General features: G+C 75.0%; 27 protein-coding genes. 15 read left to right on the forward strand and 12 right to left on the reverse strand.

The window, feature by feature from the left end; all coding sequences use genetic code 11:
* Positions 1 to 45: 45 nt before the first annotated feature.
* From ACFU5J_RS10475 to ACFU5J_RS10495, 5 genes are all read left to right on the forward strand, one after another.
* Positions 46 to 936, forward strand: a complete 891-nt coding sequence (locus ACFU5J_RS10475; RefSeq protein WP_430578678.1) for an aldo/keto reductase — start codon at positions 46 to 48, stop codon at positions 934 to 936.
* 169 nt (positions 937 to 1,105) lie between these two features.
* The gene (locus tag ACFU5J_RS10480; RefSeq protein ID WP_430578679.1) at positions 1,106 to 1,693 is read left to right on the forward strand and encodes a carboxymuconolactone decarboxylase family protein; all 588 of its coding nucleotides are present in this window, start codon (positions 1,106 to 1,108) and stop codon (positions 1,691 to 1,693) included.
* Entirely contained in the window at positions 1,690 to 2,055 is a 366-nt protein-coding gene (locus ACFU5J_RS10485) for a DUF2255 family protein (protein WP_430578680.1), read from the forward strand. The genes ACFU5J_RS10480 and ACFU5J_RS10485 overlap by 4 nt, the downstream gene beginning before the upstream one ends.
* 86 nt (positions 2,056 to 2,141) lie before the next feature.
* A complete protein-coding gene (locus ACFU5J_RS10490) occupies positions 2,142 to 3,584 on the forward strand; it encodes a DUF2252 domain-containing protein (protein WP_430576927.1) in 1,443 nt (480 codons plus the stop codon).
* A 55-nt stretch (positions 3,585 to 3,639) separates the two neighbouring features.
* The gene (locus ACFU5J_RS10495) at positions 3,640 to 4,626 is read left to right on the forward strand and encodes an aldo/keto reductase (protein WP_430576928.1); all 987 of its coding nucleotides are present in this window, start codon (positions 3,640 to 3,642) and stop codon (positions 4,624 to 4,626) included.
* 10 nt (positions 4,627 to 4,636) lie between these two features.
* Here the strand turns inward: ACFU5J_RS10495 and ACFU5J_RS10500 are convergent, their stop codons facing one another.
* Both ACFU5J_RS10500 and ACFU5J_RS10505 read right to left on the reverse strand, forming a co-directional pair.
* The gene (locus ACFU5J_RS10500) at positions 4,637 to 4,885 is read right to left on the reverse strand and encodes a DUF2630 family protein (RefSeq protein WP_430576929.1); all 249 of its coding nucleotides are present in this window, start codon (positions 4,883 to 4,885) and stop codon (positions 4,637 to 4,639) included.
* A gap of 89 nt (positions 4,886 to 4,974) precedes the next feature.
* On the reverse strand, positions 4,975 to 6,588 hold the full coding sequence (locus ACFU5J_RS10505) for an MFS transporter (protein WP_430578681.1): 1,614 nt from the start codon (positions 6,586 to 6,588) through the stop codon (positions 4,975 to 4,977).
* 84 nt (positions 6,589 to 6,672) lie between these two features.
* On the opposite strand from ACFU5J_RS10505, the gene ACFU5J_RS10510 reads away from it, so the two are divergent.
* Positions 6,673 to 7,269, forward strand: a complete 597-nt coding sequence (locus ACFU5J_RS10510; RefSeq protein ID WP_430578682.1) for a TetR/AcrR family transcriptional regulator — start codon at positions 6,673 to 6,675, stop codon at positions 7,267 to 7,269.
* Here ACFU5J_RS10510 and ACFU5J_RS10515 read toward each other — a convergent pair.
* Genes ACFU5J_RS10515 through ACFU5J_RS10540 form a run of 6 tightly spaced genes read right to left on the reverse strand, consistent with a single transcriptional unit; the run spans position 7,217 to position 14,132 of the window.
* Positions 7,217 to 7,951 (reverse strand): class I SAM-dependent methyltransferase, encoded by a 735-nt coding sequence (locus ACFU5J_RS10515; RefSeq protein WP_430578683.1) that lies wholly within the window; start codon positions 7,949 to 7,951, stop codon positions 7,217 to 7,219. The two genes, ACFU5J_RS10510 and ACFU5J_RS10515, sit on opposite strands and share 53 nt — an antisense overlap.
* Before the next feature lie 26 nt (positions 7,952 to 7,977).
* Complete coding sequence (locus ACFU5J_RS10520; protein ID WP_430578684.1) at positions 7,978 to 8,475, reverse strand: nitroreductase family deazaflavin-dependent oxidoreductase; 498 nt, start codon at positions 8,473 to 8,475, stop codon at positions 7,978 to 7,980.
* Between the two features lie 48 nt (positions 8,476 to 8,523).
* Positions 8,524 to 11,007 (reverse strand): beta-glucosidase, encoded by a 2,484-nt coding sequence (locus ACFU5J_RS10525; RefSeq protein WP_430578685.1) that lies wholly within the window; start codon positions 11,005 to 11,007, stop codon positions 8,524 to 8,526.
* Positions 11,004 to 11,837: a carbohydrate ABC transporter permease gene (locus ACFU5J_RS10530; RefSeq protein WP_430576935.1), complete on the reverse strand. Its 834-nt coding sequence runs from the start codon at positions 11,835 to 11,837 to the stop codon at positions 11,004 to 11,006. Before ACFU5J_RS10530 ends, ACFU5J_RS10525 begins: the two co-directional genes overlap by 4 nt.
* Complete coding sequence (locus ACFU5J_RS10535; RefSeq protein WP_430578686.1) at positions 11,834 to 12,805, reverse strand: carbohydrate ABC transporter permease; 972 nt, start codon at positions 12,803 to 12,805, stop codon at positions 11,834 to 11,836. The genes ACFU5J_RS10530 and ACFU5J_RS10535 overlap by 4 nt, the downstream gene beginning before the upstream one ends.
* Positions 12,806 to 12,812: 7 nt before the next feature.
* The gene (locus ACFU5J_RS10540; protein WP_430578687.1) at positions 12,813 to 14,132 is read right to left on the reverse strand and encodes an ABC transporter substrate-binding protein; all 1,320 of its coding nucleotides are present in this window, start codon (positions 14,130 to 14,132) and stop codon (positions 12,813 to 12,815) included.
* Positions 14,133 to 14,328: 196 nt separating this feature from the next.
* Here ACFU5J_RS10540 and ACFU5J_RS10545 point away from each other — a divergent pair, with 196 nt between their 5' ends.
* Positions 14,329 to 15,378 carry a LacI family DNA-binding transcriptional regulator gene (locus tag ACFU5J_RS10545; RefSeq protein WP_430576938.1) on the forward strand — a complete coding sequence of 350 codons (1,050 nt, stop codon included), beginning with the start codon at positions 14,329 to 14,331 and terminating at the stop codon, positions 15,376 to 15,378.
* 83 nt (positions 15,379 to 15,461) lie between these two features.
* Here the strand turns inward: ACFU5J_RS10545 and ACFU5J_RS10550 are convergent, their stop codons facing one another.
* Positions 15,462 to 16,085 carry a DedA family protein gene (locus ACFU5J_RS10550; protein ID WP_430576981.1) on the reverse strand — a complete coding sequence of 208 codons (624 nt, stop codon included), beginning with the start codon at positions 16,083 to 16,085 and terminating at the stop codon, positions 15,462 to 15,464.
* A gap of 86 nt (positions 16,086 to 16,171) precedes the next feature.
* On the reverse strand, positions 16,172 to 16,891 hold the full coding sequence (locus ACFU5J_RS10555) for a copper homeostasis protein CutC (protein WP_430578706.1): 720 nt from the start codon (positions 16,889 to 16,891) through the stop codon (positions 16,172 to 16,174).
* Between the two features lie 211 nt (positions 16,892 to 17,102).
* Here ACFU5J_RS10555 and ACFU5J_RS10560 point away from each other — a divergent pair, with 211 nt between their 5' ends.
* Complete coding sequence (locus ACFU5J_RS10560) at positions 17,103 to 17,390, forward strand: hypothetical protein (RefSeq protein ID WP_430576940.1); 288 nt, start codon at positions 17,103 to 17,105, stop codon at positions 17,388 to 17,390.
* A 72-nt stretch (positions 17,391 to 17,462) separates the two neighbouring features.
* On the opposite strand, the gene ACFU5J_RS10565 is transcribed toward ACFU5J_RS10560, so the two are convergent.
* Positions 17,463 to 17,948, reverse strand: coding sequence for a DUF1269 domain-containing protein (locus tag ACFU5J_RS10565; protein ID WP_430576941.1), 486 nt, complete (start codon positions 17,946 to 17,948; stop codon positions 17,463 to 17,465).
* Positions 17,949 to 18,132: 184 nt separating this feature from the next.
* On the opposite strand from ACFU5J_RS10565, the gene pgi reads away from it, so the two are divergent.
* The 7 genes from pgi (at position 18,133) to ACFU5J_RS10600 (ending at position 26,080) form a co-directional block, all read left to right on the forward strand.
* A complete protein-coding gene (gene pgi / locus ACFU5J_RS10570; protein ID WP_430578688.1) occupies positions 18,133 to 19,842 on the forward strand; it encodes a glucose-6-phosphate isomerase in 1,710 nt (569 codons plus the stop codon).
* 141 nt (positions 19,843 to 19,983) lie between these two features.
* Positions 19,984 to 20,826 (forward strand): STAS domain-containing protein, encoded by an 843-nt coding sequence (locus ACFU5J_RS10575; protein ID WP_430578689.1) that lies wholly within the window; start codon positions 19,984 to 19,986, stop codon positions 20,824 to 20,826.
* Entirely contained in the window at positions 20,823 to 21,227 is a 405-nt protein-coding gene (locus ACFU5J_RS10580) for an STAS domain-containing protein (RefSeq protein WP_430578690.1), read from the forward strand. Before ACFU5J_RS10575 ends, ACFU5J_RS10580 begins: the two co-directional genes overlap by 4 nt.
* Complete coding sequence (locus tag ACFU5J_RS10585) at positions 21,224 to 21,643, forward strand: ATP-binding protein (RefSeq protein WP_430578691.1); 420 nt, start codon at positions 21,224 to 21,226, stop codon at positions 21,641 to 21,643. Before ACFU5J_RS10580 ends, ACFU5J_RS10585 begins: the two co-directional genes overlap by 4 nt.
* The gene (locus ACFU5J_RS10590; protein WP_430578692.1) at positions 21,640 to 22,683 is read left to right on the forward strand and encodes a SpoIIE family protein phosphatase; all 1,044 of its coding nucleotides are present in this window, start codon (positions 21,640 to 21,642) and stop codon (positions 22,681 to 22,683) included. Before ACFU5J_RS10585 ends, ACFU5J_RS10590 begins: the two co-directional genes overlap by 4 nt.
* Positions 22,683 to 24,446: an ATP-binding protein gene (locus ACFU5J_RS10595; RefSeq protein ID WP_430578693.1), complete on the forward strand. Its 1,764-nt coding sequence runs from the start codon at positions 22,683 to 22,685 to the stop codon at positions 24,444 to 24,446. The genes ACFU5J_RS10590 and ACFU5J_RS10595 overlap by 1 nt, the downstream gene beginning before the upstream one ends.
* Positions 24,443 to 26,080, forward strand: a complete 1,638-nt coding sequence (locus ACFU5J_RS10600) for a SpoIIE family protein phosphatase (RefSeq protein ID WP_430578694.1) — start codon at positions 24,443 to 24,445, stop codon at positions 26,078 to 26,080. The genes ACFU5J_RS10595 and ACFU5J_RS10600 overlap by 4 nt, the downstream gene beginning before the upstream one ends.
* Here ACFU5J_RS10600 and ACFU5J_RS10605 read toward each other — a convergent pair.
* Entirely contained in the window at positions 26,041 to 26,655 is a 615-nt protein-coding gene (locus tag ACFU5J_RS10605; protein WP_430576949.1) for a dihydrofolate reductase family protein, read from the reverse strand. The genes ACFU5J_RS10600 and ACFU5J_RS10605 overlap by 40 nt on opposite strands.
* Positions 26,656 to 26,693: the final 38 nt, after the last annotated feature.

Here is a 26,693-nt window from a genome sequence, read left to right on the forward strand (position 1 = left end):
AGCAGGGTCTCCCAGGACCGTCGTCGTGTGCCTAGCGTGAAGGACATGACGAACCCCGTGCCCACCCTCACCCTGAACAACGGCGTCGAGCTGCCCGCCCTCGGGTACGGCGTCTTCCAGACCCCGCCGGACGAGACGGTCGCGGCGACGGCCGAGGCGCTGCGCGTCGGCTACCGGCACATCGACACCGCCGCCGCGTACGGCAACGAGCGCGAGGTCGGCGAGGCGCTCCGCCGCTCCGGTGTCGACCGGTCCGACGTCTTCCTCGAGACGAAGGTCTGGATCAGCGACTACGGCTACGACGCCACGCTGCACGCGTTCGACAAGTCCGCCGGCAAGCTGGGCGTCGACACCCTCGACCTGCTGATCCTGCACCAGGCCCTGCCGTCGCGGTTCGACCTCACCGTCGACGCCTACAAGGCCCTCGAGACCCTCCTCGCCGACGGCAGGGTCCGCGCGATCGGCGTCAGCAACTTCATGCCCGACCACCTGGACCGGCTGCTGGCCGAGACGTCCGTGGTGCCGGCCGTCAACCAGGTCGAGGTGCACCCGTACTTCCGCCAGCCCGACGTCCTGGCCGCCGACGCCGCGCACGGCATCCTCACCCAGGCCTGGTCCCCCATCGGCGGCATCACCTTCTACCGCGACGGCGAGCACACCAGCACCCTGCAGGACCCGACCATCCTGGGCATCGGCGAGGCGCACGACAAGTCCGCCGCGCAGGTCATGCTGCGCTGGCACCTGCAGCAGGGCCGCTCCGCGATCCCCAAGTCCGTCACCCCGCACCGCATCGCGGAGAACTTCGACGTGCTCGACTTCGAGCTCACCGCCGCCGAGCTCGCCGCCATCGACGCCCTGGACACCGGCCGCCGCGGCGGCCCCGAGCCCGAGGCCGTCACCCTCGAGACCTTCGGTCGCGAGATCCCGGAGGCCTGACCCGTGCCCCTCGCCGACACCTCGCTCGCGGCCACCGACCCCGAGGTGGTCGCGATCGCCGACCGGTTCGCCGGGGACGTCGAGCGCGACGCACCGCTCGCCCCCCGCCTCCGGGCCCTGCTCCGGGTCGCCGCCGTCGTCGCGACGGGGCGGCACCGCCGTCCTGCGGGTGGAGCTCGACGACGCCATCGCCGCCGGCGTCGCACCGGTCGAGCTGAAGGAGGTCCTCTACCAGGCGGTCCCGTACGCGGGGCTCGGCCGCGCGGTCGACGCGCTGGTCGTGGCGAACGAGCTGCTCGCCGACCACGACGTCGAGCTGCCGCTGCCCGGGCAGGCCACGGTGACCCCCGAGACGAGGGCCGCCGACGGCCTCGCCGTGCAGCGGCGGATCGTCGGCGGCGACACGGTCGACGCCATGCACGCGAGCACCCCCGCCGACGAGCAGCACGTGCAGCGCGCCCTGGCGGCGCACTGCTTCGGCGACCACTACACCCGCGGCGGCCTGGACGTGCCGACCCGCGAGCTCGTCACCCTGGCGCTGCTCGTCGCGCTCGGCGGCGCCGACCCGCAGGTGGCCGGGCACGTGCGCGCGAACCTCAACGTCGGCAACGACCGCGCCACGCTGGTCTCGGTCGTCACCCACCTGCTGCCCGTCGTCGGCTACCCGCGCACCCTCAACGCGCTGCGCGCCCTCGACGGCGTCGCGCCGTCCCCTGCCGAGCCCACCACCGAGCCCACCACCGAGGAGGAGTCATGACCGGCTGGAACCCCGCCGACCTGGCGGCGATCGACGGCGACGGCGAGCTCCGCGTCGCCGCGCACCGCCCCGACGGCACGCTGCGCACGCCCCGGATCGTGTGGCACGTCGTCGTCGACGGCGCGCTCTACCTGCGCTCCGTGCGCGGGACCGAGGGCGCCTGGTACCGGGGCGTGCAGCGCACCGGGACCGGCGAGATCGACGCCGGCGGCGTGCGCGCCGAGGTGACCTTCACCCGCGACGACACCCACGACGACGCGATCGACGCCGCCTACCACGCCAAGTACGGCGACGGCTCGGCCGTGCGGTCGATCACCAGCGCGACCGCCACCTCGACCACCCTGCGCGTGGACCCGCGCTGACCTGTGCGCCCCCCGGTCGCGGCCGCCCGGGTGCGACGCCCGGCGGCGAGGCCCACGATCGGACGAGGAGGCAGGGAGGTGGTCCCGTGGGCACCCGTGAGGACGTGACCGAGGAGCTCGCGCCGCCCCCGCCCACCGACTTCGCGCGCCGGGCCGAGCACGGGAGGGCCGCCCGGCGCCGCACCCCGCGGACGTCCCACGCGGGGTGGGCGCCCCCGCCCGACCGCGCCGACCCGGTGGCGCTCCTCGAGGAGCAGGAGGCCACGCGGGTGCCGGAGCTCGTGCCGATCCGGCACCGGCGGATGATGGTCTCCCCGTTCACGTTCTACCGCGGCGCCGCGCTGCTCATGGCCACCGACCTGGCGCGCACCCCCGTGTCGGGGATCGTCACGCAGGTCTGCGGCGACGCGCACCTGTCGAACTTCGGCGTCTTCGGCACGCCGGAGCGGGCCATGGTGTTCGACATCAACGACTTCGACGAGACCCTCCCGGGCCCGTGGGAGTGGGACGTCAAGCGCCTGGCGGCCAGCGTCGAGGTGGCGGGCCGGCACAGAGGGTTCGGCGACGCGGAGCGCCGCGACATCGACCTCGCCGCCGTGCGGGCCTACCGGGAGCGCATGCTGCAGCTGGCCGGCACCGGCGTGCTCGAGGGGTGGTACGACCGCCTCGACACGGACCGCGTCGTGGCGTACGTCGAGGCGGAGCACCGGGCCAGGCGCGTCGGCCGCAAGCAGGTGGAACGGCTGGAGGCGGACCTGGCGAAGGCCCGGACCAAGGACAGCACGCGCGCCACGGCCAAGCTCGTCGAGGTCACCGGCGGCGAGCTGCGCATCGCGGCCAGCCCGCCCCTCGTCGTGCCGATCGAGGACCTGTTCCCCCTCGCCCGCGACCGCGAGCGGGCGGAGGACTGGATGCGGGGCCTCATCTCCTCCTACCTGCCGACGCTCCAGCAGGAGCACCACCCGATGGCGGAGTACACGTACCTGCACATGGCCCGCAAGGTGGTCGGCGTCGGCAGCGTCGGGACGCGCGCGTGGGTGGTGCTGCTGCGCGGCCGCGACGACGCGGACACCCTGGTGCTGCAGGCCAAGCAGGCGGAGGCCTCCGTCCTGGAGCGCTTCCTGCCGCGGAGCCGGTACGACAACCACGGCGAGCGGGTGGTACGCGGGCAGCGTCTCATGCAGGCGGCGGGCGACGTCTTCCTCGGCTGGCAGCGCGTCGCGGGCGTCGACGGCGTCGCCCGCGACTACTACCTCCGCCAGCTCTACGACTGGAAGGGCGGTGTGGACGTGGAGGCGATGAGCGCCGCCGGGGCGCGCACCTACGCCCAGCTCTGCGGCGACGCGCTGGCCCGGGCGCACGCCCGCTCCGGCGACCGCGTCGCCCTCGCCGCCTACCTCGGCGCCAGCGACCGCTTCGACGTGGCGGTCGCCGACTTCGCCGCCGACTACGCGGACCAGAACGACCGCGACTACGCCGCCTTCCTGGACGCCGTCGCCTCCGGGCGGCTGACGGCCTCCGACGCGTGACCGGGTCCCGACCCACCGACCACCGACCGGACCACCTGCAGATCAGGAGCCACCCATGCACACCCGCACCCTCGGACAGGGCCTCGACGTCTCGGCGATCGGCCTCGGCGCCATGGGCATGTCCCAGAGCTACGGCCCCAACCCGGGCAGCCGCGACGACATGATCGGCGTGCTGCGCGGCGCCGTCGAGCGCGGCGTCACGTTCGTCGACACCGCGGAGGTGTACGGCCCCTACGTCAACGAGGAGCTCGTGGGCGAGGCCCTGGAGCCCGTCCGCGACCAGGTGGTGGTCGCCACCAAGTTCGGCTGGGACATCCGCGACGGCCGCGTGGCCGGCCTCGACAGCCGGCCCGAGCAGATCCGTCGCGTCGCCGACGCCTCGCTGCGGCGGCTGCGCACCGACCGGATCGACCTGTTCTACCAGCACCGCGTGGACCCGGACGTGCCGATCGAGGACGTCGCGGGCACGGTCGGCGAGCTGGTCGCGGAGGGCAAGGTGCGCCACCTGGGGCTCTCCGAGGCGTCCGCCGCGACGATCCGCCGGGCGCACGCCGTGCACCCCGTGACCGCCGTGCAGAGCGAGTACTCCCTGTGGACCCGCGACCCGGAGACCGAGGTGCTCGCCACGCTCGCCGAGCTCGGCATCGGGTTCGTCCCGTTCAGCCCGCTGGGCAAGGGCTTCCTCACCGGCACCGTGGACACCGGCACGTCGTTCGCCCAGGGGGACATCCGCCGCACCATCCCCCGGTTCACGGCGGAGAACCGGTCCGCGAACCAGGCCCTGGTCGACCACGTGCGCGCGCTCGCCGCGGCCAAGGGCGCCACCCCCGGCCAGATCGCGCTCGCCTGGCTCCTCGCCCAGCAGCCCTGGGTCGTGCCGATCCCGGGCACCCGCCGCATCGAGCGCGTCGAGGAGAACGCCGCCGCCACGGAGGTGCCGCTGTCGGCCGACGAGCGCGCCGGGCTCGACGCCCTCGCCACCCGCCTCGGCGTGCGGGGGAACCGCTACGACGACGCCGGCATGAGCATGGTCGGGCGCTGACGCCGCCCGGCTACCCCCGGTAGTGCTCCACGACGTCGGCCGGGCGGACCTTCGCCTGCGCCGGGTCGCCGCCGAACTCGCGCGCCGCCTGCCGCTGCCGCAGCAGGTCCCAGCACTGGTCGAGGCGGGTCTCGGTCGCGGCGAGCTCCTCGTGCTCGGTGCTCGCGTCGATCTCCCCCTGCGCGAGCCGGGCGCGCAGCTCGCGCTCGCGGGCGATGAGGTCGCCGATGGTCTGCTGGATGTCGCCGTCGGTGGTCATGCCGGCCCTCCTGCCGCTCTCCCGGGCGCGGCGCCCGGGTCCGACGTCGATCCTCTCGCGCGCGGGCCGTACCGGCAGGGCGACGGACGTCAGGCCGGTTCCTCCGCGGTCGGCAGGGCCGCCCTCGCCGCGTCGCGCACCAGCTCGAAGGTCGCGTCGTCGCGGGCGAGGGCGTCGAGCCGCGCGACCGCGGACGGCGGCAGGGAGCGCCCGCGCAGCCGGTCGAGCGCCTCGACCTGGGTGGGCCACCAGTCGTCGTCGTGCGCCGCGACGAGCAGGGCGTCGACGAGCTCGTCCTCCAGGTCCCCGGCACCGGGCGCGACGGCGAGCGCCGCGGTCGTGACGGCCTCCTGCCGCAGCAGGTCCTCCTGGCGCGGGTCGCGGACGACGGCGAGCAGGGTCCGGACGTAGGCGTCGTCGGCGAGCGCCTCGGACCCGTGGACCATCGCGACCAGCCGGTCCGTGCCCCCGCCGTCGCGGAGCGCGGCCTCGACGGCGCGCGGGTCCCGGGGCAGGTCCCGGTCGACGACGGCCGCCGGGTGCGGGGTCCCCGCCGCGGGCGCGAGGAACGCGGCCGCGGCGACCAGCACGAGGACGACGATCAGCGCGGAACGCAGGCCGTAGTGGTCGCCGAGGAAGCCGAGCACCGGCGGCCCCACGAGGAACGAGACGTAGCCGAGGGTGGCGGCGAGGGACACCCGCGCGGCCGGGTTCGGGCCGGAGTCGCCCGCGGCCGACAGCGCCACGGGGAAGCCGAGCGACGCGCCGAGCCCCCACAGGACGGCGGCGCCCGCCGCGACCCACTGCTGGTCCGCGAAGATCACGAGCGCGAGACCGGCCGCTCCCACGACCGCGCTGGCGCACAGCACGGCCGCACGCCCGAACCGGTCCACGAACCGCCCGCCCACGAACCGGCCGAGCGTCATGGAGGCGGCGAACACGGCGTACACGGCGGACCCGAGGGCCGCGTCGAATCCGTGCCCGTCGACCATGACGAGCGGCAGCCAGTCGTTGGCGGCGCCCTCGGCCAGCGCGAGCGCGAGGATGATGCCGCCGATGAGCAGCAGCCGGGTGTCCTTCCACACGGGCGGCCCGGCGACGACGTCGGCGCGCCGCGCGGCGGGGTCCCGCCGGCCGACGCCCGCGGGGATCGGCCGGATCGCGACCGCGAGCCCGGCGAGCATCACCGCGGCGGCCGCCAGCAGGTGCACGACGACCGGGGACGCGACGGCCGTGAGCACCATCCCGACGGTGGCGCCCACGACGGTGCCGAGGCTGAAGAACCCGTGCATGGCGGGCAGCGCGGAGCGGCCGAGGAGCCGCTCGACCTCCGCGCCCTCGACGTTCAGCGCGATCTCGCCGCCGCCCATGCCGCACCCGACGAGGCCCAGCCCCAGGGCGACCACGGCGCCCGAGCCGAGCGCCGCGCCCACGCCGACCACCCCGACGCCGACCGCCATCGCGCCGACCCCCACCGCCGTGACGGGCCGGGTGCCCCAGCGCGCCACGAGCGGGCCGGAGGCCAGGATGCCGATCATCGACCCCACGGACAGGCCGAACAGGATGAGCCCCATTTGCCCGGTGGTGGCGCCGACGAGGTCGCGCACGTCGGGGGTGCGCGTGACCCACGAGGAGATGGCGATGCCGTTGAGGAAGAAGAGCGCGTACAGCGCGTTGCGGCGCGCGCGGAGGCTGGCGGTCACGAGGGGGTGGCTCCCGGGTCACGAAGGCGAGTTGTACAAGCGTACACACTTGGGGAGGGCGGCGATGTCGGGGAGGATGGCCGCGTGAGCGGCACACGGCGAGAGGTCCCCAACGACCCTGGGCGGCGGGACCGCATCCTCGACGCCGCGCTGGACGTCGTCGGCGACGTCGGCGTGCACCGCACCACCCACCGCCGGATCGCCGCCCGCGCGCAGGTGCCGCTCGGGTCCGTCACCTACTACTTCGACGGCATGGACGACCTGCTCGCCCAGGCGTTCGCGCGCCTGGCGGACACGATGTCGGTCCAGTACCACCGAGCCCTCGCCGACGCCGCGACGCCCGCCGAGGCGGAGGCCGCCGTCGTCGAGCTCGTCTGCGGGCCCGCCTACGCCACGGCCCGCGAGGTGACGCTCCTGTTCGAGATGTACGCGTACGCCAACCACCACCCGGCCGTGGCCGCGACGATGCGCGCCTGGCTGCTGCGCAGCCGCGCGAGCCTCGGCATGCACTTCGCCGAGCCGGTGTGCCGCGCCCTCGACGCGCTGATCGAGGGCTGGCCCATGCACCGGGCGTCCGACGACGAGCCCTTGGACCGCGGCCTCGTCGCCGCGACGGTGCACGCGGTGGTCACCGGTCTCGGCGGCGCAGGAGGTGCAGCACCGACCGGTAGTGCTCGGTGACGCGGCCGCCGAGCTCGTCCGCCGCGGCGCCCGCCTCCTCGGCCTCGTCCGCGGTCCAGTCGCTGAAGGTGCGGAAGAGGCCGCGCACCTGGCCCCCGGTGAGCTCGACCGACCACCGCCACCGCTCGGTGCGGACCGGCTCGAACCAGCCGCCGGCACCGAGCTCCGCCATCGTGGGGCGCGCCTCGCGGGCGGGGGCGTCGTCGGGGCCACGGCGCCGGGCGACGATCTCGCCCACACGGTCCCGGAAGGCGGTCCGCACGGCGTCGTCGCCGAAGACGTTGCGCCAGACGGCGAGGCGACCGCCCGGGCGCAGCGCGTCGTGCAGCGTCGGCAGCACCGCGTCGAGGTCCACCCAGTGCATCGCGGTGGCCGCCACGACGGCGTCGAACCCTGCCCGCGGGAAGACGGCGTCCTCCAGCCGGGACACGAGCACCTCCGTGCCGGGCACCGCCTCGCGCAGGAGCGCGGCGAGCCTGGCGCCGGGCTCGAGCGCGACGATGTCCGTCCCCCGGCGGACCAGCTCCGCGGTGGCGAGCCCCGACCCGGCACCCACCTCGAGCGCGCGGACGCCCGGGCCGGCGGCCCCCTCGGCGACGAGCGCGTCGTACAGCGCGGCGGGGTACGGCGGCCGGGCGGCCGCGTAGGCGTCCGCCATCTGCTCGAAGTGCGTCCCGGACACGCCCCGTCCCCCGTCGCTCGTCGCCGTCAGACCGGGCGGCCGGCGCGCTCGAGCCGGAACAGGCGCACCACCCGCCCGGAGTCCCGCTCGTACGCGCGGTAGCCCGGCCACTGCGCCTCGATGCGCTCCCACACGGCGTCCCGTTCCGCGTCGTCCTCGACCAGCGTGGCCCGCACCGGGTAGCGCCGGCCGCGGATGCTCACCGCCGCGTCCGGGTGGGCGAGCAGGTTGTACGTCCAGGCCGGGTGCCGGTCGCGCGCGAACGACGTGCCCGCCACCACGAGCCGCCCCGCGCCCAGCGGCGTGTACATGAGGTAGGTGTCGCGAGGCTCCCCCGACCGCGCCCCGGTCGTGTGCAGCACGAGCGACGGCACCAGCACCGCGCTGAGCTGGAACCGCCCGCGGGTGAGCCGCGCCAGCGCCCGCTCGACGGGCGGCAGCGCCCGCGGCGCCACCGCCCGGAAGGTGCGCGTGCGCGTCACGGGCGCGACGGCGGACCGGACGACGTGCAGCAGGGTGGCCATGCCCCATCCTGACCGGGGCACGGCCACCCTGCTGCACGTCGGGCGACGTCACGCGAGCGTGGACGTCACCACCCGGCGGTCGGCGACGGTCACCGCGTACGTCTCGCCCGTGACGAGCAGCGTGGCGCGGGGCGTCGCGGTGCCCGGCAGGTCCCGCTTCTCCGAGCGGCGCGAGCTGGTGATGGCGCCGCCGGTCGCGTGCTGCACGTCCTCGGCGTCTGCGTCGGGCGTGGCGGCCACGTGCGACCCGACCCACACCTCGACGTCGCCGGGCTCGACGACGCGCACGAGGCGGCGGTCGGCGAACGCGAGCCGCGTCGTGGGGACGTCGAACCGCACGACCGCCGACTCCCCCGGCTCCAGCGCCACCCGGTGGTAGGCGAGGAGCTGCGCCACGGGCCGGGTGACCGACCCGTGCACGTCGCGCCCGTAGAGCTGCACGACGTCCGACCCGGCGACCGTCCCCGTGTTCGTGACGCGCACGGCGGCCGCGAAGTCGCCGCCCGCGGCCACCTCGGCGTCGACGTCCAGGTCGGTGTACGCGAACGACGTGTACGACAGGCCGAACCCGAACGGCCGCAGCGGCGTCGAGTCGGTGGACGTGACGTCGGACGGCCCGCCCAGCACGGGGTGCAGGTAGGAGTAGGGCTGCGCGCCCGCCGACCGGGGCAGCGAGACGGGCAGGCGGCCGGACGGGTTGACGGCGCCCGCGATCACGGCGGCGACGGCCGTGCCGCCCTCCTCCCCCGGGAAGAAGGCCTGCAGCACGGCGCCGGGACGGCGGTCGTCGTCGTCCCCGGCGACGTCGAGCGCCCAGTCGATCGCGTACGGGCGGCCGCTGAGCACCACCATGACGACGGGGGTGCCGGTGGCCAGCACGGCCTCGACGAGGCCCCGCTGCACGCCGGGCAGCTCCAGCGACTCCGCGTCGTTGCCCTCGCCCACGGTGCCGCGGCCGAAGAGTCCCGCGTGGTCGCCCACCACGACGACGGCCACGTCCGAGGACGCGGCGGCCGCGACGGCCTCCGCGAAGCCGGACGTGTCCTCGCCCTCGACGTCGCAGCCGGCGGCGTGCACCAGCTCCGGCTGGGGCAGCCCGGCGGAGCGGAACGCGCCCCCGATCGCCTCGAAGACGGTGGGGATGTGGAAGCCCTTCGGCACCTCGGGGTGGTGCGCCAGCACGTGGTTGGCGAACGAGTAGCAGCCCATGAGGGCGTCGCTGCGGTGCGCGTTGGGGCCGACGACGGCGACGCGCGCGGGCGCGGCGCTCCATCCCTTCAGGGGCAGCACGCCGTCGTTGGTGAGCAGGACGAGCGACTCCTCGGCGAGGCGGCGGGCCACGTCGCGGTGCGCGGGCGAGTCGAGGTCGACGACCGCCGGCGGCTCGCCGGCGAAGGCGTCGTCGTCGAGCAGCCCGAGCTCCTCCTTCTGCGCGAGGGCGCGCAGCACGGCGCGGTCCACGTACCGCTCGTCGAGCCCGCCCGCGCGGACGAGCTCCGCGAGCGGCTCGAGGTACGCGTCGCCCGACGGCAGCTCGATGTCGAGGCCGGCCTCGAGCGCCTGGGCGGCGGCCTCGCCACGGTCGGCGGCCACGCGGTGCATCACCTCGAGGAAGGCGACGCCGAAGTAGTCGGCGACGACGGTGCCGTCGAAGCCCCACCGCTCGCGCAGGATCTCCGTGAGGTGCTCCGCGCTGGCGTGCATCGGCACGCCGTCGACGTCGACGTACGACGCCATGACGGACCGCACGCCGCCGTCGCGCACCGCCATCTCGAACGGCGGCAGGTAGACGTCGGCCATCTCGCGGGGGCCCGCCGAGACGGGCGCGTGGTTGCGCCCGGCGCGGGAGCCGGAGTACCCGACGAAGTGCTTGAGCGTGGCGTGCACGCCGGCGTCCTGCAGGCCGCGCACGTAGGCGGTGCCGACCGTGCCGACGAGGTACGGGTCCTCGCCGATGCACTCGTCGACGCGGCCCCAGCGGGGGTCGCGGACGACGTCGAGCACGGGCGCGAGCCCCTGGTGCACGCCCAGCTCGTGCATCGAGGCGCCGATGACGCGGCCCATCTCGGCCACGAGCTCCGGGTCGAACGACGCGCCCCACGCCAGCGGGGTCGGGAACGTCGCGGCCTTCCACGCGGACAGGCCGGTGAGGCACTCCTCGTGCACGAGGGCGGGGATGCCGAGCCGGGTCTCGCGGCGCAGGCGCTGCTGCTCCGCCCACAGCCAGGCGGCCCGCTCGGCCGGGTCCACCGGCCGGGTGCCGTACACGCGGGTGTAGTGGCCGATGCCGTGCCGGGTGATCTCCTCGAGCCGGCCGCCGTCGCCGGCCGCCATCTCCCCCTGCATCGGTGCCACCACCTCGCCGCCCTGGTCGAGCCAGTACCCGACGAGCTGCGCGAGCTTCTCCTCGAGCGTCATCCGGGCGTGCAGCGCGCGGACGCGCTCGGTCACGACGGGCGTCGCGGGCAGCGGGGGCTGCGCGGCGGGCGCGGGCGTCGCGGGGGCGTGGGTCACGTGCTCTCCTTCGGTCATCCCTTCACGGCTCCCTGCAGGCCGTTCACGATGCGCTTCTGCATCGCGAGGAAGAACACCAGCGCAGGGATCATCGCCAGCGTCGTGAAGGCGAACACGCCCGCGGTGTCGGCCGAGTGCTCCGAGGAGAAGTCGGCGACGCCGAGGGGCAGCGTCCGCATGTCGCCCTGCAGCAGGAGCAGCGGCAGGAGGTAGGCGTTCCAGGACCCGACGAACGCGAGCACGCCGACGGTCACCATCCCGGGCCCCGACAGGGGCACGAGGATCCGCCAGAAGAACCCGATCCGGCTGGCGCCGTCGAGCTGCGCCGCCTCCTCGAGCTCGGCGGGCAGCGCCATGAGGAACGGGCGCAGGATCACGACCGTCATGGGCAGCGCGAACGCCGCCTGCGGCAGCGCGACGCCCCACCAGGTGTTGCCCATCTGGTAGTTCTGCGTCACGAGGATGAACAGCGGGATGATCGCCACCGTGGCGGGGAACAGCAGCCCGATGACGAACACCAGGAACAGCGCCTCGCGCCCCTTGAACCGGTAGCGCGCCAGCGGGTACGCGGCCATCACGCCGAACACGACCACGACGGCGGTGGTGAGCACGGCGATGATCGTCGAGTTGAGGAAGTAGCCCCAGAACGGCGACCCGGGCGCGAGCACCTTCGCGTAGTTGGACAGCACCCAGGGGCTGGGCATCGCGGCCGGGTCCTCGGCGATCTGCGCGTTGGTGCGGAACCCGCCGAGCACCCCGTAGAGCACGGGGCCGAGGGTCACGGCCACCACCACGAGGGCGATCGCGTAGACGAGGACGTTGCCGCCGCCGGCGCGTCTGCGGCTCATTGGTCGGCCTCCTGGGTGTCACGGCGCAGCACGAAGCGCTGGTAGGCGAGGGCGAGCACCAGGGCGACGACGAACAGCACCACCGAGGCGGCGCCGGCGATGCCGAAGTTCTGCCGCTTGGTGCCCTCGTTGACCAGGAACGTGGCCATCGTGGTGGTCGCGTTGGCGGGGCCGCCGCCGGTGAGGATCCACACCATGTCGAAGAGCTGCAGCGAGCCGATCATCGACAGGAACCCCCACGTGCGCATGGTCGGCCCGAGCAGGGGGATGGTGATGCGGCGCTGCACCTGCCACCAGGTGGCGCCGTCGAGCTGGGCGGCCTCGTACAGCTCCTCGGGCACGCCCTGCAGGCCGGCGAGGAAGAGGATCACGGCCAGGCCCAGGTACTTCCAGGTGAGCACGACGAGCACGGTCCACAGGGCGTACTCGGGGGTGCCGAGGAAGCCCTGCTCCGGCCCGTGCAGCCCGACGGCCGCGAGCATCGTGTCGATGACGCCGTACTCCGGCTGCAGCAGCTGGAACCAGACGACGCCCGCGATGACCTCCGCCAGCACGTACGGGACGAAGATGATGGTGCGCAGCAGGCCCTGGCCCCACATCTTGCGGTTGAGCAGCAGCGCGATCGCGAGGCCGAGGGGCAGCTGCAGCAGGATCGAGCCCACCACGATGACGAGGTTGTGCACGACGGCGTCCGTGAAGACCTCGTTGGTCAGCACCGAGACGTAGTTGCGCAGGCCGACGAAGTCGACCATCGGGCCGAAGCCCTTCCACCTGTACAGCGACATCTGCACGGCCGTGGCGATCGGGACCACCACGAAGGCCACCAGGAGCGCGAGGGCCGGCGTCACGAAGAGGGCGATCTCCGCCCGCTTGCGCCACACCGCGGCCGTGCTGCGGTGCCCGTGCGGACGGCGGTCCGCCGACCGTGCGGAGGCACGGTCGGCGGACCGGAGGACGGTGTCCGTCATCGGCCGGTCACTGGTCCGCTTCGGCCGCGGACTGCACCGCGTCGACGACGTCCTGCGGGGTCGCCTTGCCGGCGAACTGCAGGGCGATCTCGTCGTTCATCGCGCCGCCCACGGAGGTGCCGAGCAGCGTGTCCAGGTAGAGCTGGATCGACGGGGCGTTGTCGCGCACGTCGAGGAGCTCGGCGAGCGCCGGGTCGGAGACCGACGACGACGCCGTCGGGTTGGTCGGCAGGCCCATGTCGAGCTCGGCGAAGCCCTTCTGCACCTCGTCGCTCAGCAGGTACTGCGCGAAGTCGACCGCCGCGTCCGGCGCGTCCTTCGACACGGCCCACGCGTCGCCGCCGCCCATCTGGGCGCCGTCGGTGCCCTGCTGGCCCTCGATGGACGGGTACGGGAACCAGCCCGTGTCGTCGCCGAGGCCGTTGCCGTCCTCGGTGAGGCCCTGCATGACGCCGGGCTCCCAGTGGCCGGCCAGCTCCATCGCGACCTTGCCGGTGGCGAGCAGGCCGGACGCCGACGTCGGGCCGGACTGCGCCGGGGTGGTGAGGAAGCCCTTGTTGAAGGGCTGGGTGGCGATGAGCTCGTCGAGGGTGTCGCCGGCCTTGACGAAGCACGGGTCGGAGTAGTCGACGTCCTTGATCGCCGCGTCGAGCGTGTCCGCGGAGCACTGCCGGATCACGTTGTAGTACCAGTAGTGCGCGGCCGGCCACTTGTCGCCGGCGCCCACGGACACGGGCGTGACGTCCGCGGCCTTCAGCTTGTCGAAGTCGGCGTACAGCTCGTCCATCGTGGTGGGGGTCTCGGTGATCCCCGCCTTGTCGAAGAGCGACTTGTTGTACCAGAAGCCGACGACGCCGATGGAGAACGGCAGCGCGTAGGACGCGCCGTCCACCTGGAAGCCGGACATGTACGGCTCGATGGTGCTGATCGTGTCGGCGGCGGGCTCGGAGATGTCCTTGAGCAGGCCGGCCTCGACGTGGGAGGCGAGCTCGCCGCCGCCGCGCTCCATGAACACGTCGGGGGCGTCGCCGGCCTGGAAGGCGGCGTCGAGCTTGGTCAGCATGTCCTCGTGCTGCATGGCGCTGACCTTGACGGTCGTGCCGGGGTGGTCCTTCTCGAAGTCGGCGGCGACCTTGTCGTAGTACTCCTTGCCCTCGCCGGTGTTCGAGTTGTGCCACCACGTGATCGTGCTGGCGTCGGCCGTGCTGCCGCCGTCGTCGCCGCCCTGGGAGCCGCTGCCCTGGCCCGCGCAGGCGGCGCCCAGGAGCGCCACGGTGGTCCCGAGCGCGACCGCGGTGGCGCCGCGCATGATCCTCGTCCTCGTCATCATCGATCCCTTGTCTTCGTCGACGGGCACGGCAGCGGCGCTGCCGCGAGGTGGTGAGTGCCTGAGCACGAGAGTGGCAGGCGCCCGGCCGATTCGTCAATCGTTGTCGATAACGATTTCGAAACCTCACCCCCTCCCCCTCCAGACGGCGGGCGAGCCGCGTGACGGGCGCGCCCGTGCCGCATACTGTCGACTCGTGAGCACCGCCGCCGACCCGCCCGCCGCGGGTGTCCCCGCCCCCGCACCGGGGCGCGTCACCATCTCCGACGTGGCGCGCGTCGCCGGCGTCTCGGTGGCCACCGTGTCGAAGGTGGTGAACAGCCGGTACGGCGTCGCGGCGGCCACCTCGGAGCGGGTGCTGGCCGTCGTCGAGGACCTCGGCTACGAGTCCTCCCTGGTGGCGCGCAGCCTGCGCCGCACCAGCACCAACGTCATCGGCGTCCTCGTCGCCGAGTTCGAGCCGTACTCCACCGAGCTGCTCAAGGGCATCTCCGCCGCCGTCGACGGCACCGGCTACGAGCTCCTCGCCTACGCCGGCCGCACCGACGGCGGCGCGCAGGCCGGCTGGGAGCGGCGGTCGCTGTCCCGGCTCGCCGGGACGCTCGTGGACGCGGCCATCGTCGTGACGCCCACGATGGTGATGTCGCCCGACTCCCCCGTCCCCGTCGTCGCGGTCGACCCGCACACCGGGCCGGAGGGCACCCCCACCGTCGACTCCGACAACACGACCGGCGCCCGCGAGGCCGTCGAGCACCTCATCGCCCTCGGGCACCGGCGCATCGCCCACCTGGGCGGCCGCCCGGACCTGGAGTCCGCCCGCCTGCGCGAGCTCGGCTACCGGCAGGCCCTGGACGCCGCGGGCATCCCGGTCGACCCGCTGCTCGTCAAGGTCGGCGGCTACCGCCCGGACCTCGCCGACGCGCCCGTCCGCTCCCTGCTCGACCGCCCCGACCGGCCCACCGCCGTGTTCGCCGCCAACGACCTGTCCGCCATCCGCGTGCTCGAGGTCGCCCAGGAGCTGGGCCTGCGCGTCCCCGACGACCTGTCCGTCGTCGGCTTCGACAACGTCCCCGAGTCCTGGGGCAGCACTCCCCCGCTCACCACCGTCGCGCAGCCCATGCACCGCATGGGTGCCGAGGCCCTGCGCCTCGTCCTCGACCTGCTCGAGGGCACCGCCCGCGAGCGCCACCTGCGCCTGCCCACGTCCCTCGTCGTCCGCTCCTCGACGGCGCCCCCGCCGAGCTAGTCCCGATCGTGCCGAGGTAGGTCAGCGGACGACGAACGTCGCGGCGTCCGGGAACATCACCGGCGGCGCGGCGACGCCGTGCGTCAGCGCGTGCGACCGTGCCGGCGCTCGGGCTCGCGCGGGCCGCGGCGGGCGAGGTAGCGCTGCCGCAGCCGCACCACGACGAACCACAGCACGAGCAGCCCGATGACCACGAGCACGGCGTTGGAGATGATGCCGCTCCACTGCTCCAGCACGGGCTCGATGGCGGGGCCGAAGGCGTAGCCCAGGCCCACCCAGATGGCGTTCCAGACGCCGGAGCCGATGGCGGTGTAGAGCGTGAACGACCAGAACGGCATGCGCTCGATGCCGGCGGGGATGGAGATGAAGCTGCGCACCAGCGGCACGCAGCGGCCGGCGAGCACGGCGATGCGGCCCCACCTGGCGAAGAACGCCTCGGCCTTGTCGAAGTCGGTCCCGTCCATCAGGGGGATGGCGTCGACGATGGCGCGGGTGCGGTGGCGGCCCAGCGCGAGCCCCAGGCCCCACCAGATCCAGGCGCCGACGACGGCGCCCGCGGTCGCCGCGGCGATGGCGAGCCAGGCGTTCATCTGGCCGTCGTAGGCGAGGAAGCCGGCGGCGGGCAGCACGGCCTCGGACGGGATGGGCGGGATGAACGTCTCGAGCAGGACGGCGGCGCCGACGCCGACCTCGCCGAGCGTGGTCATCAGGCCGAGCACCCAGCCGATGAAGCCGTCGTACCCCTGGGCGGGGTCGGTCGTCGCCGCGACGGCCAGGGCCTGGACGGCGCCGCTCACGGGGCGGTCCCGGCGTCGAGGGCGGCACGGGTCGCGGCGACCACGTCGGGGTCGGTGACGTCGTAGCCGCTGGCTCCGCCGCCGCCGGGGCCGCCGTCGGCGACCACGGTGCGACGCGCGGAGAGGTGGACGGCGTGCACGCCGGCCGCGACGAGGGCGGGCAGGTCCTCGACCCGGACGCCGCCGCCGGCCATGATCTCGACGCCGAGCTCGCGGCCGCGGCCGGCGAGGGCGGCGAGCGCGTCCAGGCCCTCTCCCGCGCGCGGCGCCCCGCCCGAGGTCAGCACGCGCCGCACGCCGGCGGACGCGAGGACCTCCAGCACGTCGACGGGCCGCGCGACCTGGTCGATCGCGCGGTGGAAGGTCACCTCCGCGTCGCCGGCCGCGGCGACGAACGCCGCGAGCGCCGCGGCGTCGACCTCGCCGGCCGGGGTCATCGCGCCGACGACGACGCCGTCAGCGCCGGCGTCGAGCACGGAGCGCACGTCGCGCACCTGGACGTCGGTCTCCTCGGCCGAGAAGACGAACCCGCCGGCGCGGGGCCGCACGAGCACGTGCACGCCCACGCCGGTGCCGCGCAGCGCGTCGGCGACGGCGGCGACCATCCCCGTGGACGGGGTGAGGCCGCCGGTGCCCGCGAGCGCGGCGCACAGCTCGAGCCGGTCGGCCCCGCCCGCGGCGGCGACGCGCGCGCCGGCCACGTCCTGCACGGCGATCTCGAGGGCGACGGCCCGGGGGCCGGTCGCCGGGCCGGGGACCGGCGCGGGGGAGGGTGAGGTCGACGGGTCGGCAGTCACGGCGGCGAGTCTACGGGGGCGGGCGTGTCGGCGACCGGGGCGACCTGTGACGGGACGGTGCGCGTCGGACGGGTCGCGACGCGGGGCGGCCGGGAGGTCCGCCGTCGTCCCCGGGTGGCAGGATCGCCGCGTGCCCTCCTACCGCGTGACGCTCGGCGTCGGCCTCCTGCAACCGGGCGTCGACCCTGCCGACGTGCTGCCGGCCGCGGCCGGCGCGGCCCGCGACCTCGTGACCGTCGAGGCGTTCGACGTCGGGGTCGTGCGCGGGCGGGCGCGCGTGACGGTGCGCTTCACGGCCGACGACGACGCGGCCGCGCACCGCGTGGCGGACGCCGTGCACGACCGGGTCGACGCGCTGGCGGACACCTTCGGCGCCGTGCTCACGCGCCGGTGGGGCAACCGCTGGCAGCCCGCCTGACGCGGGCGAGCCCGCCGACCCCGAGGGGCGCGGCGGGCTCGTCGGCCGGGCGGCGCGAGGGCCGGCCGGGCCTCACTGGCCGAAGGACTCCAGCAGGATCCTGCGCTCCTCGTCCGTGAGGTTGGTGCTGACCAGGGTCGCGTTGATGCCGTGCAGGCGCTCCCCCAGGCGGTCGGGGTCGATCGGCTCGGTCACGACGAACAGCGCCGACGTGCCGGGCACGATCTCCTTCTTCATCGTCTCGAGGTCCTTGCCGGTGATGCCCACGTCGGACAGCGACCGGGTGATGCCGGCGATCACGGCGCCCGCAGCGGCGCCCAGGACCGGCAGGAAGAACAGCGCGCCGAGCAGGAGGCCCCAGACGGCGCCCCAGCCGGTGGCCTTGGCGGTGTCGTCGTGCGAGCCGTGGGTGTCCGGCTTCGCCGCACCCTCCGGCCAGGTCACCACCGCGTGGTCGACGACCTTCACGAGGCCGTCGGCCTCGCCGCCCTTGAGGGCCTTGAAGGCGCGGTCGGCGCCGTCCGGGTCGTCGAACTTCCAGACCGTGAAATTCGCCATGCGTCCCTCTCCTACGCCAGGCCGGGCCCGTTCCCGGCTGGTCGTCATCCTGGCAGCGCGCGCGGGCCGCGCAACCGCTGCGGCGGGTGGACTCCTGAACCGTTCCAAGCGGCAGCGCCCCCGGGGCGCGGCCGACAGGCGGTCGCCGTGGCTGGCCGCCGGGGAGGTCAGTACCGTTGAGCCCATGACCTCCTCCCCCGTCGATCCCACCACCACGACCTCCTGGGGCGACCTCTACGCCCACTACCAGGAGTTCCGGGGCGACCTGCGCGGCTGGTTCGCCGACGACCCGGGCCGCGCCGAGCGCATGACCCACGTCGCGGGCGACCTGCACGTCGACCTGTCGAAGAACCTCGCGACGGACGAGACCCTGGACCTGCTGGTCCGGCTCGCCCACGAGGTGCACCTGCCGGAGCGCATCGAGGCGATGTTCACCGGCGAGCACATCAACGTCACCGAGGACCGTGCGGTGCTGCACACGGCGCTGCGCCGCGCGCCGGGCACGCAGCCGCGGCTGGTGGTCGACGGGCAGGACGTGGACGCAGACGTGCAGGCCGAGCTCGACAAGCTCGGCGCGTTCGCCGACCAGGTCCGCGACGGGTCGTGGACGGGCGTGACCGGCAAGCCGGTGCGCACGGTGGTGAACATCGGCATCGGCGGCTCCGACCTCGGGCCGGTCATGGTCTACGAGGCGCTCAAGCCGTACGGCCGCGCGGACCTCGAGGCCCGCTTCGTGTCGAACATCGACCCGACGGACGTCGCGCAGAAGACGGCCGACCTCGACCCGGAGACCACGCTGTTCATCGTGGCCTCGAAGACGTTCGGCACCCTCGAGACGCTCACCAACGCACGCCTCGCCCGCGCCTGGCTCTGGGAGGGCCTGGTCGCGGCGGGCGCCATCGAGGACACGGACGAGGCCCGCCAGGCCGCCGTCGGGAAGCACTTCGTCGCCGTCTCCACCGCGCTCGACAAGGTTGCGGCCTTCGGCATCGACCCGGCCAACGCCTTCGGCTTCTGGGACTGGGTGGGCGGCCGCTACTCCGTGGACTCCGCGATCGGCACGTCGCTCGCGATCGCGTTCGGCCCCGACGTCTTCCGCGACCTGCTCGCGGGCTTCCGCACCGTCGACGAGCACTTCCGCAGCACGCCGTTCGAGGCCAACGTCCCCGTCCTCATGGGGATGCTGAACGTCTGGTACGGCAACTTCCTCGGCGCGCACACGCACGCCGTGCTGCCCTACGCCCAGCAGCTGCACCGGTTCCCGGCCTACCTGCAGCAGCTCACGATGGAGTCGAACGGCAAGTCCGTGCGCTCGGACGGCTCCCCGGTCACGACGCAGACGGGCGAGGTCTTCTGGGGCGAGCCGGGCACCAACGGGCAGCACGCGTTCTACCAGCTCATCCACCAGGGCACGCGCCTCATCCCCGCCGACTTCATCGCCGTCGCGACCCCCGCCTACCCGCTGGCGGACGCCGAGGGCGACGGCAAGGCCGTGGCGCCGGGCGCCGACGTGCACGAGCTGTTCCTCGCGAACTTCTTCGCCCAGACCAAGGCCCTGGCCTTCGGCAAGACGGCCGACGAGGTGCACGCCGAGGGCACGCCCGAGGAGATCGTCGCCGCGCGCGTCTTCTCCGGCAACCGGCCCACGACGTCGATCGTCGCGCCGTCGCTCACGCCGTCGGTGCTGGGCCAGCTCGTGGCCCTGTACGAGCACATCACGTTCGTCCAGGGCGTCGTGTGGGGCATCGACAGCTTCGACCAGTGGGGCGTGGAGCTGGGCAAGAAGCTCGCCCTCGAGATCGCGCCGGCGGTCTCCGGCGACGACGCCGCCCTCGCCGCGCAGGACTCCTCCACCCAGGCGCTGATCCGCTACTACCGCGAGCACCGCGCCTGAGCCACGTCGCGGGCGGGTGAAATCCCGGCAGGGGGCGGGCGGGGTGCCGTGCACGGTGCGGCACCCCGCCCGCCGCTGCGTACACTGATCCGCGGTCGAGCAGCCGGCCGCCACCCCCCTGCACCTCCGGGAGGATCCGCGATGCCCACTCTCGCGCCCGCCGACCTGGCACAGTCCCTCACCGACCGCGCGGAGACCGTCCGTTCCGCCTGGCTGGACGCCGCCGCGCACGAGCTGCGCGGACGCACGACGCGCGGCGAGCTCGAGCGAGAGCAGTCGGACATCTTCGACGCCCTCGTCGACGGCCTCCGCGCCGGCGCCACGACGGTCGGGGCCGAGGCCTTCGACCAGCTGCGCGGCATCCTGTCGGACGTCTCCGCGGCCCGCGCCCGGCTCGGCTTCACGCCCCGGGAGACCGCCGTCGGCGTCTTCGCCCTCAAGGAGGGCCTGTACGCCCTGGCGGACGGCTCCGGCGGCTCCGGCGGCTCCACCGACCTCCTGCCGCTCCTGCGCCTGGTCGACGAGCTCGGGCTGTTCACGTTCGAGACCTTCGCCGCGGCGCGCGAGGCGATCATCAGCGAGCAGGCCGAGCAGCTCCTCGAGCTCTCGACGCCCGTGGTGAAGCTGTGGGAGGGCATCGTCGCGGTCCCGCTCGTCGGCACGCTCGACTCGGCGCGCACCCAGGTCGTCATGGAGAAGCTGCTCAACTCCCTCGTGGAGACCGGCAGCACGCAGGCCATCATCGACATCACGGGCGTCCCGGCCGTCGACACGCAGGTCGCGCAGCACCTCCTGAAGACCGTGGTCGCGGCCCGGCTCATGGGCGCGGAGTGCACGATCAGCGGCATCCGGCCCCAGATCGCGCAGACGATCGTGGCCCTCGGCATCGAGTTCGGGGACATCCGTACCCGCGCCACCCTGGCGGACGCCCTCGTGGACGCGCTGCGGGAGGGTCGCCGCTCCCCCGCCGGGGTGCTCGCGTGAGCGACGCGGTCCCCATCCTCAAGATCGGGTCGACGCTGCTGGTCTCGATCCAGGTCGACCTCCAGGACGACACGGCGCTCGCCCTGCAGCAGGACCTGGCCGACCGCATCACGCGGACCGGGGCGCGGGGCGTGGTCATCGACATCTCCGGCCTGGAGATCGTGGACAGCTTCATCGGCCGCATGCTCGCGGCCGTGGCGGCGATCTCGCGCGTGCTCGACGCCCGCACGGTGGTCGTCGGCATGCGTCCTGCCGTGGCGATCACCATGGTCGAGCTGGGCCTCTCCCTCGGGGGGGTGCGCACGGCGCTCGACGTCGAGCGTGGACTCGCCCTGCTCGCGCCCGAGGAGGAGTCGGCAGAGGACGTCCTGCTCGCCGCCGCCGAGCGCGAGGCGAGATGACGACGGCCCCCGCGGTCTCGACCGTGGAGACCCTGACGGTGCGGGCGGACGCCGACGTCGTCCGCGTGCGGCAGCTGGTCCGTGCCGTCGCCCAGCAGGCGCGGCTGTCGCTCGTCGACCAGACCAAGCTGGTGACGGCGGCGAGCGAGCTCGCCCGGAACACGCTCGTGTACGGGGGCGGCGGCGAGGTCGAGGTCGAGCTCCTCGCCGACGGCGGGCGCTCCGGCGTCCGCGCGGTGTTCTCCGACGAGGGGCCGGGGATCCCCGACCTCGACCTGGCGCTCACCGACGGCTGGACGAGCGGGAGCGGGCTGGGTCTCGGCCTGTCCGGCTCCCGCCGGCTGGTCGAGCACTTCTCGATCGACACCCGCCCGGGCGCCGGGACACGGGTCGAGATCGCGACCTGGTCGCGATGACGTCGGGGCCCGGAAGTGCCGCGACGGACGCGACGACGATCGCCTCCGAGGCCGGCGTCTGGCACACCGTCGACCACTCGTCGGCGGTGGGAGCGGTGCGCCGCGCGGCGACGACGGCGGCGACCCGGCTGGGGCTCGGCGACGCCCGGGCCGCGGAGGCCGGTCTCGTCGTGTCGGAGCTCGCGACGAACCAGTCGCGCCACGCGGGCTCGGGCTCCGTGCTGCTGCGCGTCCGGCGCTGGGACGGCCACGCGGCGCTCGAGGTGCTCGCCGTCGACGCGGGGCCGGGCATGCGCGACCTCGGCGCCGCGATGCGGGACGGCGTCTCGTCGCGCGGCACGCTCGGCATCGGGCTGGGGACGCTGCCGCGGCTCACGACCACGTGGGACGCCTGGTCGTCGCCGGGCCAGGGCACGGTGGTCGCGGCGACCTTCGCCTCTCCCGGCGCGCGGCCGGACCCCGCCGAGCCCGCCGGGCTCGTCCGCGCCATGACCGGGCAGCCGGTCAGCGGCGACGCCCACGCGATCCGGCACGACGCGGGGGCGACGACCGTCCTCGTCGCCGACGGGCTCGGGCACGGCCCGCTGGCCGCCGCAGCGTCGCAGGCCGCCGTCCGGGCCTTCCTCGACGCGCCGGACGCGGGCCCGTCGGCGCTGCTGGGGCGCGTGCACGCGGCCCTCGGCGGCACCCGGGGCGCGGCCGTCGCCGTGGCGCGCGCGGAGGGCGGCACGCTGCGGTACGCCGGCCTCGGCAACATCGTCGGGTCGGTGCAGGGCGCCGGCCGGCCCCGCAGCCTGCTGAGCCAGCCCGGGATCGCCGGGACGCACACCCGCACCGTCCGCGAGACCACCCTGCCGCTCGACGCGGGCGACCTCCTGCTCATGCACTCGGACGGGCTGACGGACCGCACGGGGATCGGGGGCTACCCGCGGGTCGCCGACGCCGGGCCGCTCGTCGTCGCGGGCCTGCTGATGCGGGACTTCGCGGTGCGCCGGGACGACGCGTGCGTCGTCGTCGCGCCCGTCGGGGCGAGGCCCTGATGCCGGCCCGTGCGACGCCCCTGCTGGCGACCCGCCTCGAGTCGGACACCGACCTGCTCGCGCTGCGCCGTGCGGGCCGGGAGATCGCCCGGACCCTGGGCCTCGACCTGCACGCGCAGGTCCGCGTCGCCACCGCGCTCTCCGAGGTGGGGCGCGCCGCGATCGCCCTCGGACCCGCGGAGGTCACGATCGACCTCGACCGGGGCGTCGGCGGCGCCCGGCTGCGGGCGGACGTCGCGTCCGCCGCCGCCCTGCAGGACTCCGGGCTCGCCGCGGACGGCGGCGTCCCCGCGGCCCGGCGGCTGGTGGACGAGGTCTCGCGCGCGGTCGACGGCCGGCACGTCACGCTCACCGTGCGGCTCGGGGCGTCCGCGCAGACCGACGCCGCCACGCTCGACGCCCTCGGCCGGTCGGTCACGATGGGGTACGGGGCGGACGCGCTCGACGAGCTCCGGGTGCAGAACGCGGAGCTGCTGCGCACCCACGACGAGCTCCTCGCGCAGAAGGAGGAGCTCCGCCGCCTCAACTCCGAGCTGGAGGAGACCAACCGCGGCGTCCTCGCGATGTACCACCAGCTCTCCGCGGAGCTGGAGGAGACGAACACGGGCGTCGTCGCGCTGTACGCCGAGCTCGACGAGCGGGGCCGGGAGCTCGCGGCGGCGAACGAGGCGAAGTCGCGGTTCCTGCGCAACGTCAGCCACGAGCTGCGGAGCCCGGTGAACTCGATCATCGGGCTCTCGTCGCTGCTCGAGTCGTCGTCCCTCGCCGCCGCGCAGGCCGAGCAGGTCGACTTCGTGCGGGAGAGCGCCACCACGCTGCTCACCCTCGTGGACGAGCTCCTCGACCTCGCCCGCGCCGAGGCGGGCCACGAGGACGTCGCCCTGGCGCCCATCGACGTGCCCGAGCTCTTCGAGGAGCTGCGCGGCACGACGCTCCCCCTCGTCCGCGACGGCGTGGACCTCGTGGTCGTGTGCGCCCCCGACGTGTCCCTGGTGAGCGACCGGCGGCTGGTCGCCCGCGTGCTGCGCAACCTCCTGACCAACGCCGTGAAGTTCACGGAGCGGGGCGCCGTCCGGCTCGACGCGAGCGCCACCGACGGGACCGTCCGGTTCACCGTGGAGGACACGGGTCTGGGCATCGGCCCCGAGCACCTGGACGCGGTGTTCGAGGAGTTCGTCCAGGTCCCCAACCGGCTCCAGCCGACGGTCCGCGGGACGGGGCTGGGGCTGCCGTACGCGCGACGCACCTCCGAGGCCCTGGGCGGCACGCTCACCGCCCGCTCCGAGCCCGACGTCGGCAGCAGCTTCACGGTGGCGCTGCCGTCCGCGCCGCCCGTCCCCGTCACGGCGTCCGCCCCACGACCGCCCGCCCCGGCGCCCGCGACCGACGAGGCGCGGGGCCTCGACCTGGGCCACGTGATGGTCGTCGACGACGACCGCGCGTTCGGCGGCTACGTGGCCGGGTTGCTCCGCGAGAACGCCGCGCGGGTGAGCGTCGCCCACGACGGCCAGCACGCGCTGGCCCTGCTGCGGGACGCCGCCGCGGACGCCGCCGTCGTCGACGTGCGCCTCCCCGGCATCGACGGGGTGCAGCTCCTCGAGCGGCTGCGGGCGGAACATCCCCGGCTCACCGTCGTGCTCATGTCGAGCGGCTCCGCTCCCGAGCAGGGCGGCATCGAGCGCCCGGCCGCCTTCCTGCCGAAGTCGGGTCTCACCCAGGACGTGCTCGTCCGGGCGCTGCGCGCCGAGGGGCAGGACTCGTGACGAGCCCCGGGACCGCCCGGAGCGTCCTCGTCGTCGACGACACCCGCGCGCACCGCTACGTCATGGCGACGTGGCTGCGCGACGCCGGCTTCGACGTCGTCGAGGCCGCGACCGGCACCGAGGCCCTGGCGCTCGCGCGGGCCTCCACCGACGCGGTCGTGCTCGACGTCAACCTCCCCGACATGACGGGGTCGGAGGTCTGCCGGCGCATCAAGGCGGACGCGGGCACCGCGCACGTGCCGGTGCTGCACGTCTCCGCCACCTCGATCGACGCGGCCGCGCGGACCGCCGGGCTCGAGGGGGGCGCCGACGCGTACCTGCCCGAGCCGCTCGACCGGGACGAGTTCCTCGCGACCGTGAGCGCGCTGTGCCGCTCCCACGCCGCCCAGCGGGGCGCCGGGCGCACGGCCCAGCGCCTCGGGGCCCTCGCGGACGCCCTCGCCCCCCTGCACCAGGCACGCACCCAGGAGCTCGTCGCCGACCTCGTGGCCCGGGGGGCGCGCGACGTCCTGGGGCGGGCGGCGGTCGCGATGGTCGTCGTCGACCCGCAGACGGTGGTCCGGGCCGTCGCCGCCGCCGGGGACGCGCCGCTGGTCCGCGGCCGCGGGAGCGTCCCGGTGCTGCCGCCGGGCTCGGCGAGCTCGGCGCGGTTCGGGGCGGACGAGGTGCCCGAGCACTGGCGGCCGCTCCTCGCCGCGGCCGGGGTGCCGCGGTCGGCGTGGTGGACCGTGTGGCTCCGCGACGCCGAGGGCGCGCTCGTGGGCGGCCTGGCGCTCCAGGTCGACGACACCGGCCACGGTCCCTCGGCGGAGGAGCGCGAGGTCGCCGCGCGGTTCACGGAGGCCATCACGGTGGCCCTCGCGAACCTCCGGACCTTCGCGGAGGAGCACCGCATCGCGATGGCGCTGCAGCGCCGCCTGCTGCCGGCCGACCTCGCGGTGCGCGGCGGCCTGGAGATCGCGGCGCGCTACGAGGCGTCCGACGCCCGGCTCGACGTCGGCGGCGACTTCTACGACGCGTTCGACCTGCCCGACGGCAGGGTCGCCGTGGTGATCGGCGACGTGCAGGGCCACTCGCTGCGCGCGGCCACGGTGATGGCCGAGGTGCGCCTCACGCTGCGCGCCTACCTCCGGGAGGGGCACGACGCGGCGCAGGCGCTCGACCTGCTCAACGACTCGCTCCAGCAGGACCACCCGGAGCTCGTCACCGTCTGCGTGTGCGTCGTCGACCCCGTCGACGGCACGACGGAGATGACCGACGCCGGCCACCTCCCGCCGCTCCTCGTCCGGACCGACGGCGCGGTGGTCGCCGAGAAGTCGGGCGCGCGCCTCCTCGGGCTGACGGGCCCCCCGGCGCGCCCCGTGCGCCGGGACCGCCTGGGGCCCGGCGACCTCCTCGTCCTCGTCACCGACGGCCTCGTCGAGCGGCGCGACCGCACCCTGCGCCAGGGCGTCGGGGAGCTCGTGACCGCCGCGGCGCCCCTGGCGGGGCTGGCCCCGGCGGAGGCCTGCGACCGGCTCGTCGACGCCTTCGACGATGCAGGACGCGAGGACGACGTCGCCGTCGTGATCGTGCGCCTCGGCGCGCCGTCGGGTCAGTCGCCGCTCGGCACCTTGTCCTTGACGTCCTCGTAGCCGGCGTGGTTCGGCAGCGCGCTGGGCGCGTAGATCAGCCGCACGACGCCGGTCGGCAGCGCCTCGGAGCGCAGCAGCGTGAGCGGGTAGATCGGCTCGCCCTCGTCGAAGAGCCGCTCGCCGTGCCGGGCGGCCACGGGGTGCACCAGCAGCCGGAGCTCGTCGAGCAGGCCTGCCGCGAGGAGCTGCCGCACGATCGACAGCGAGCCCGGCACCAGGATCTTCTCGACGCCGTCCTCGCCCTTCAACGCCTCGACCGCGGCCGGCAGGTCGCCGTCGAGCCGCTCCACGTTCCGCCAGCCGAGGTCGGCGTCGCCGCGCGTGGCGACCACCTTCCGCATGTCGCCGAGACGCTTGGCGAACGGCGCGTCGACCTCGCCCGCCAGCTCCCGCTCGGGCCACGCACCCGCGAAGCTGTCGTAGGTGACGCGGCCGACCAGCAGCACGTCGGTGCCCTGGTAGTCGTCGTCGACGGCGAGCGCCATCCGGTCGTCGTAGTAGGGGAAGTGCCAGGCGGGGTCGATCTCCGCGACCCCGTCGAGCGAGATGAACAGCGTGGACACGACCGTGGTCACGACACGACCTCCTGGTGCGGGTTCTAGGATCGAGGCCC

Source organism: Isoptericola sp. NPDC057559, from assembly GCF_042801555.1.
GTDB lineage: Bacteria > Actinomycetota > Actinomycetes > Actinomycetales > Cellulomonadaceae > Isoptericola.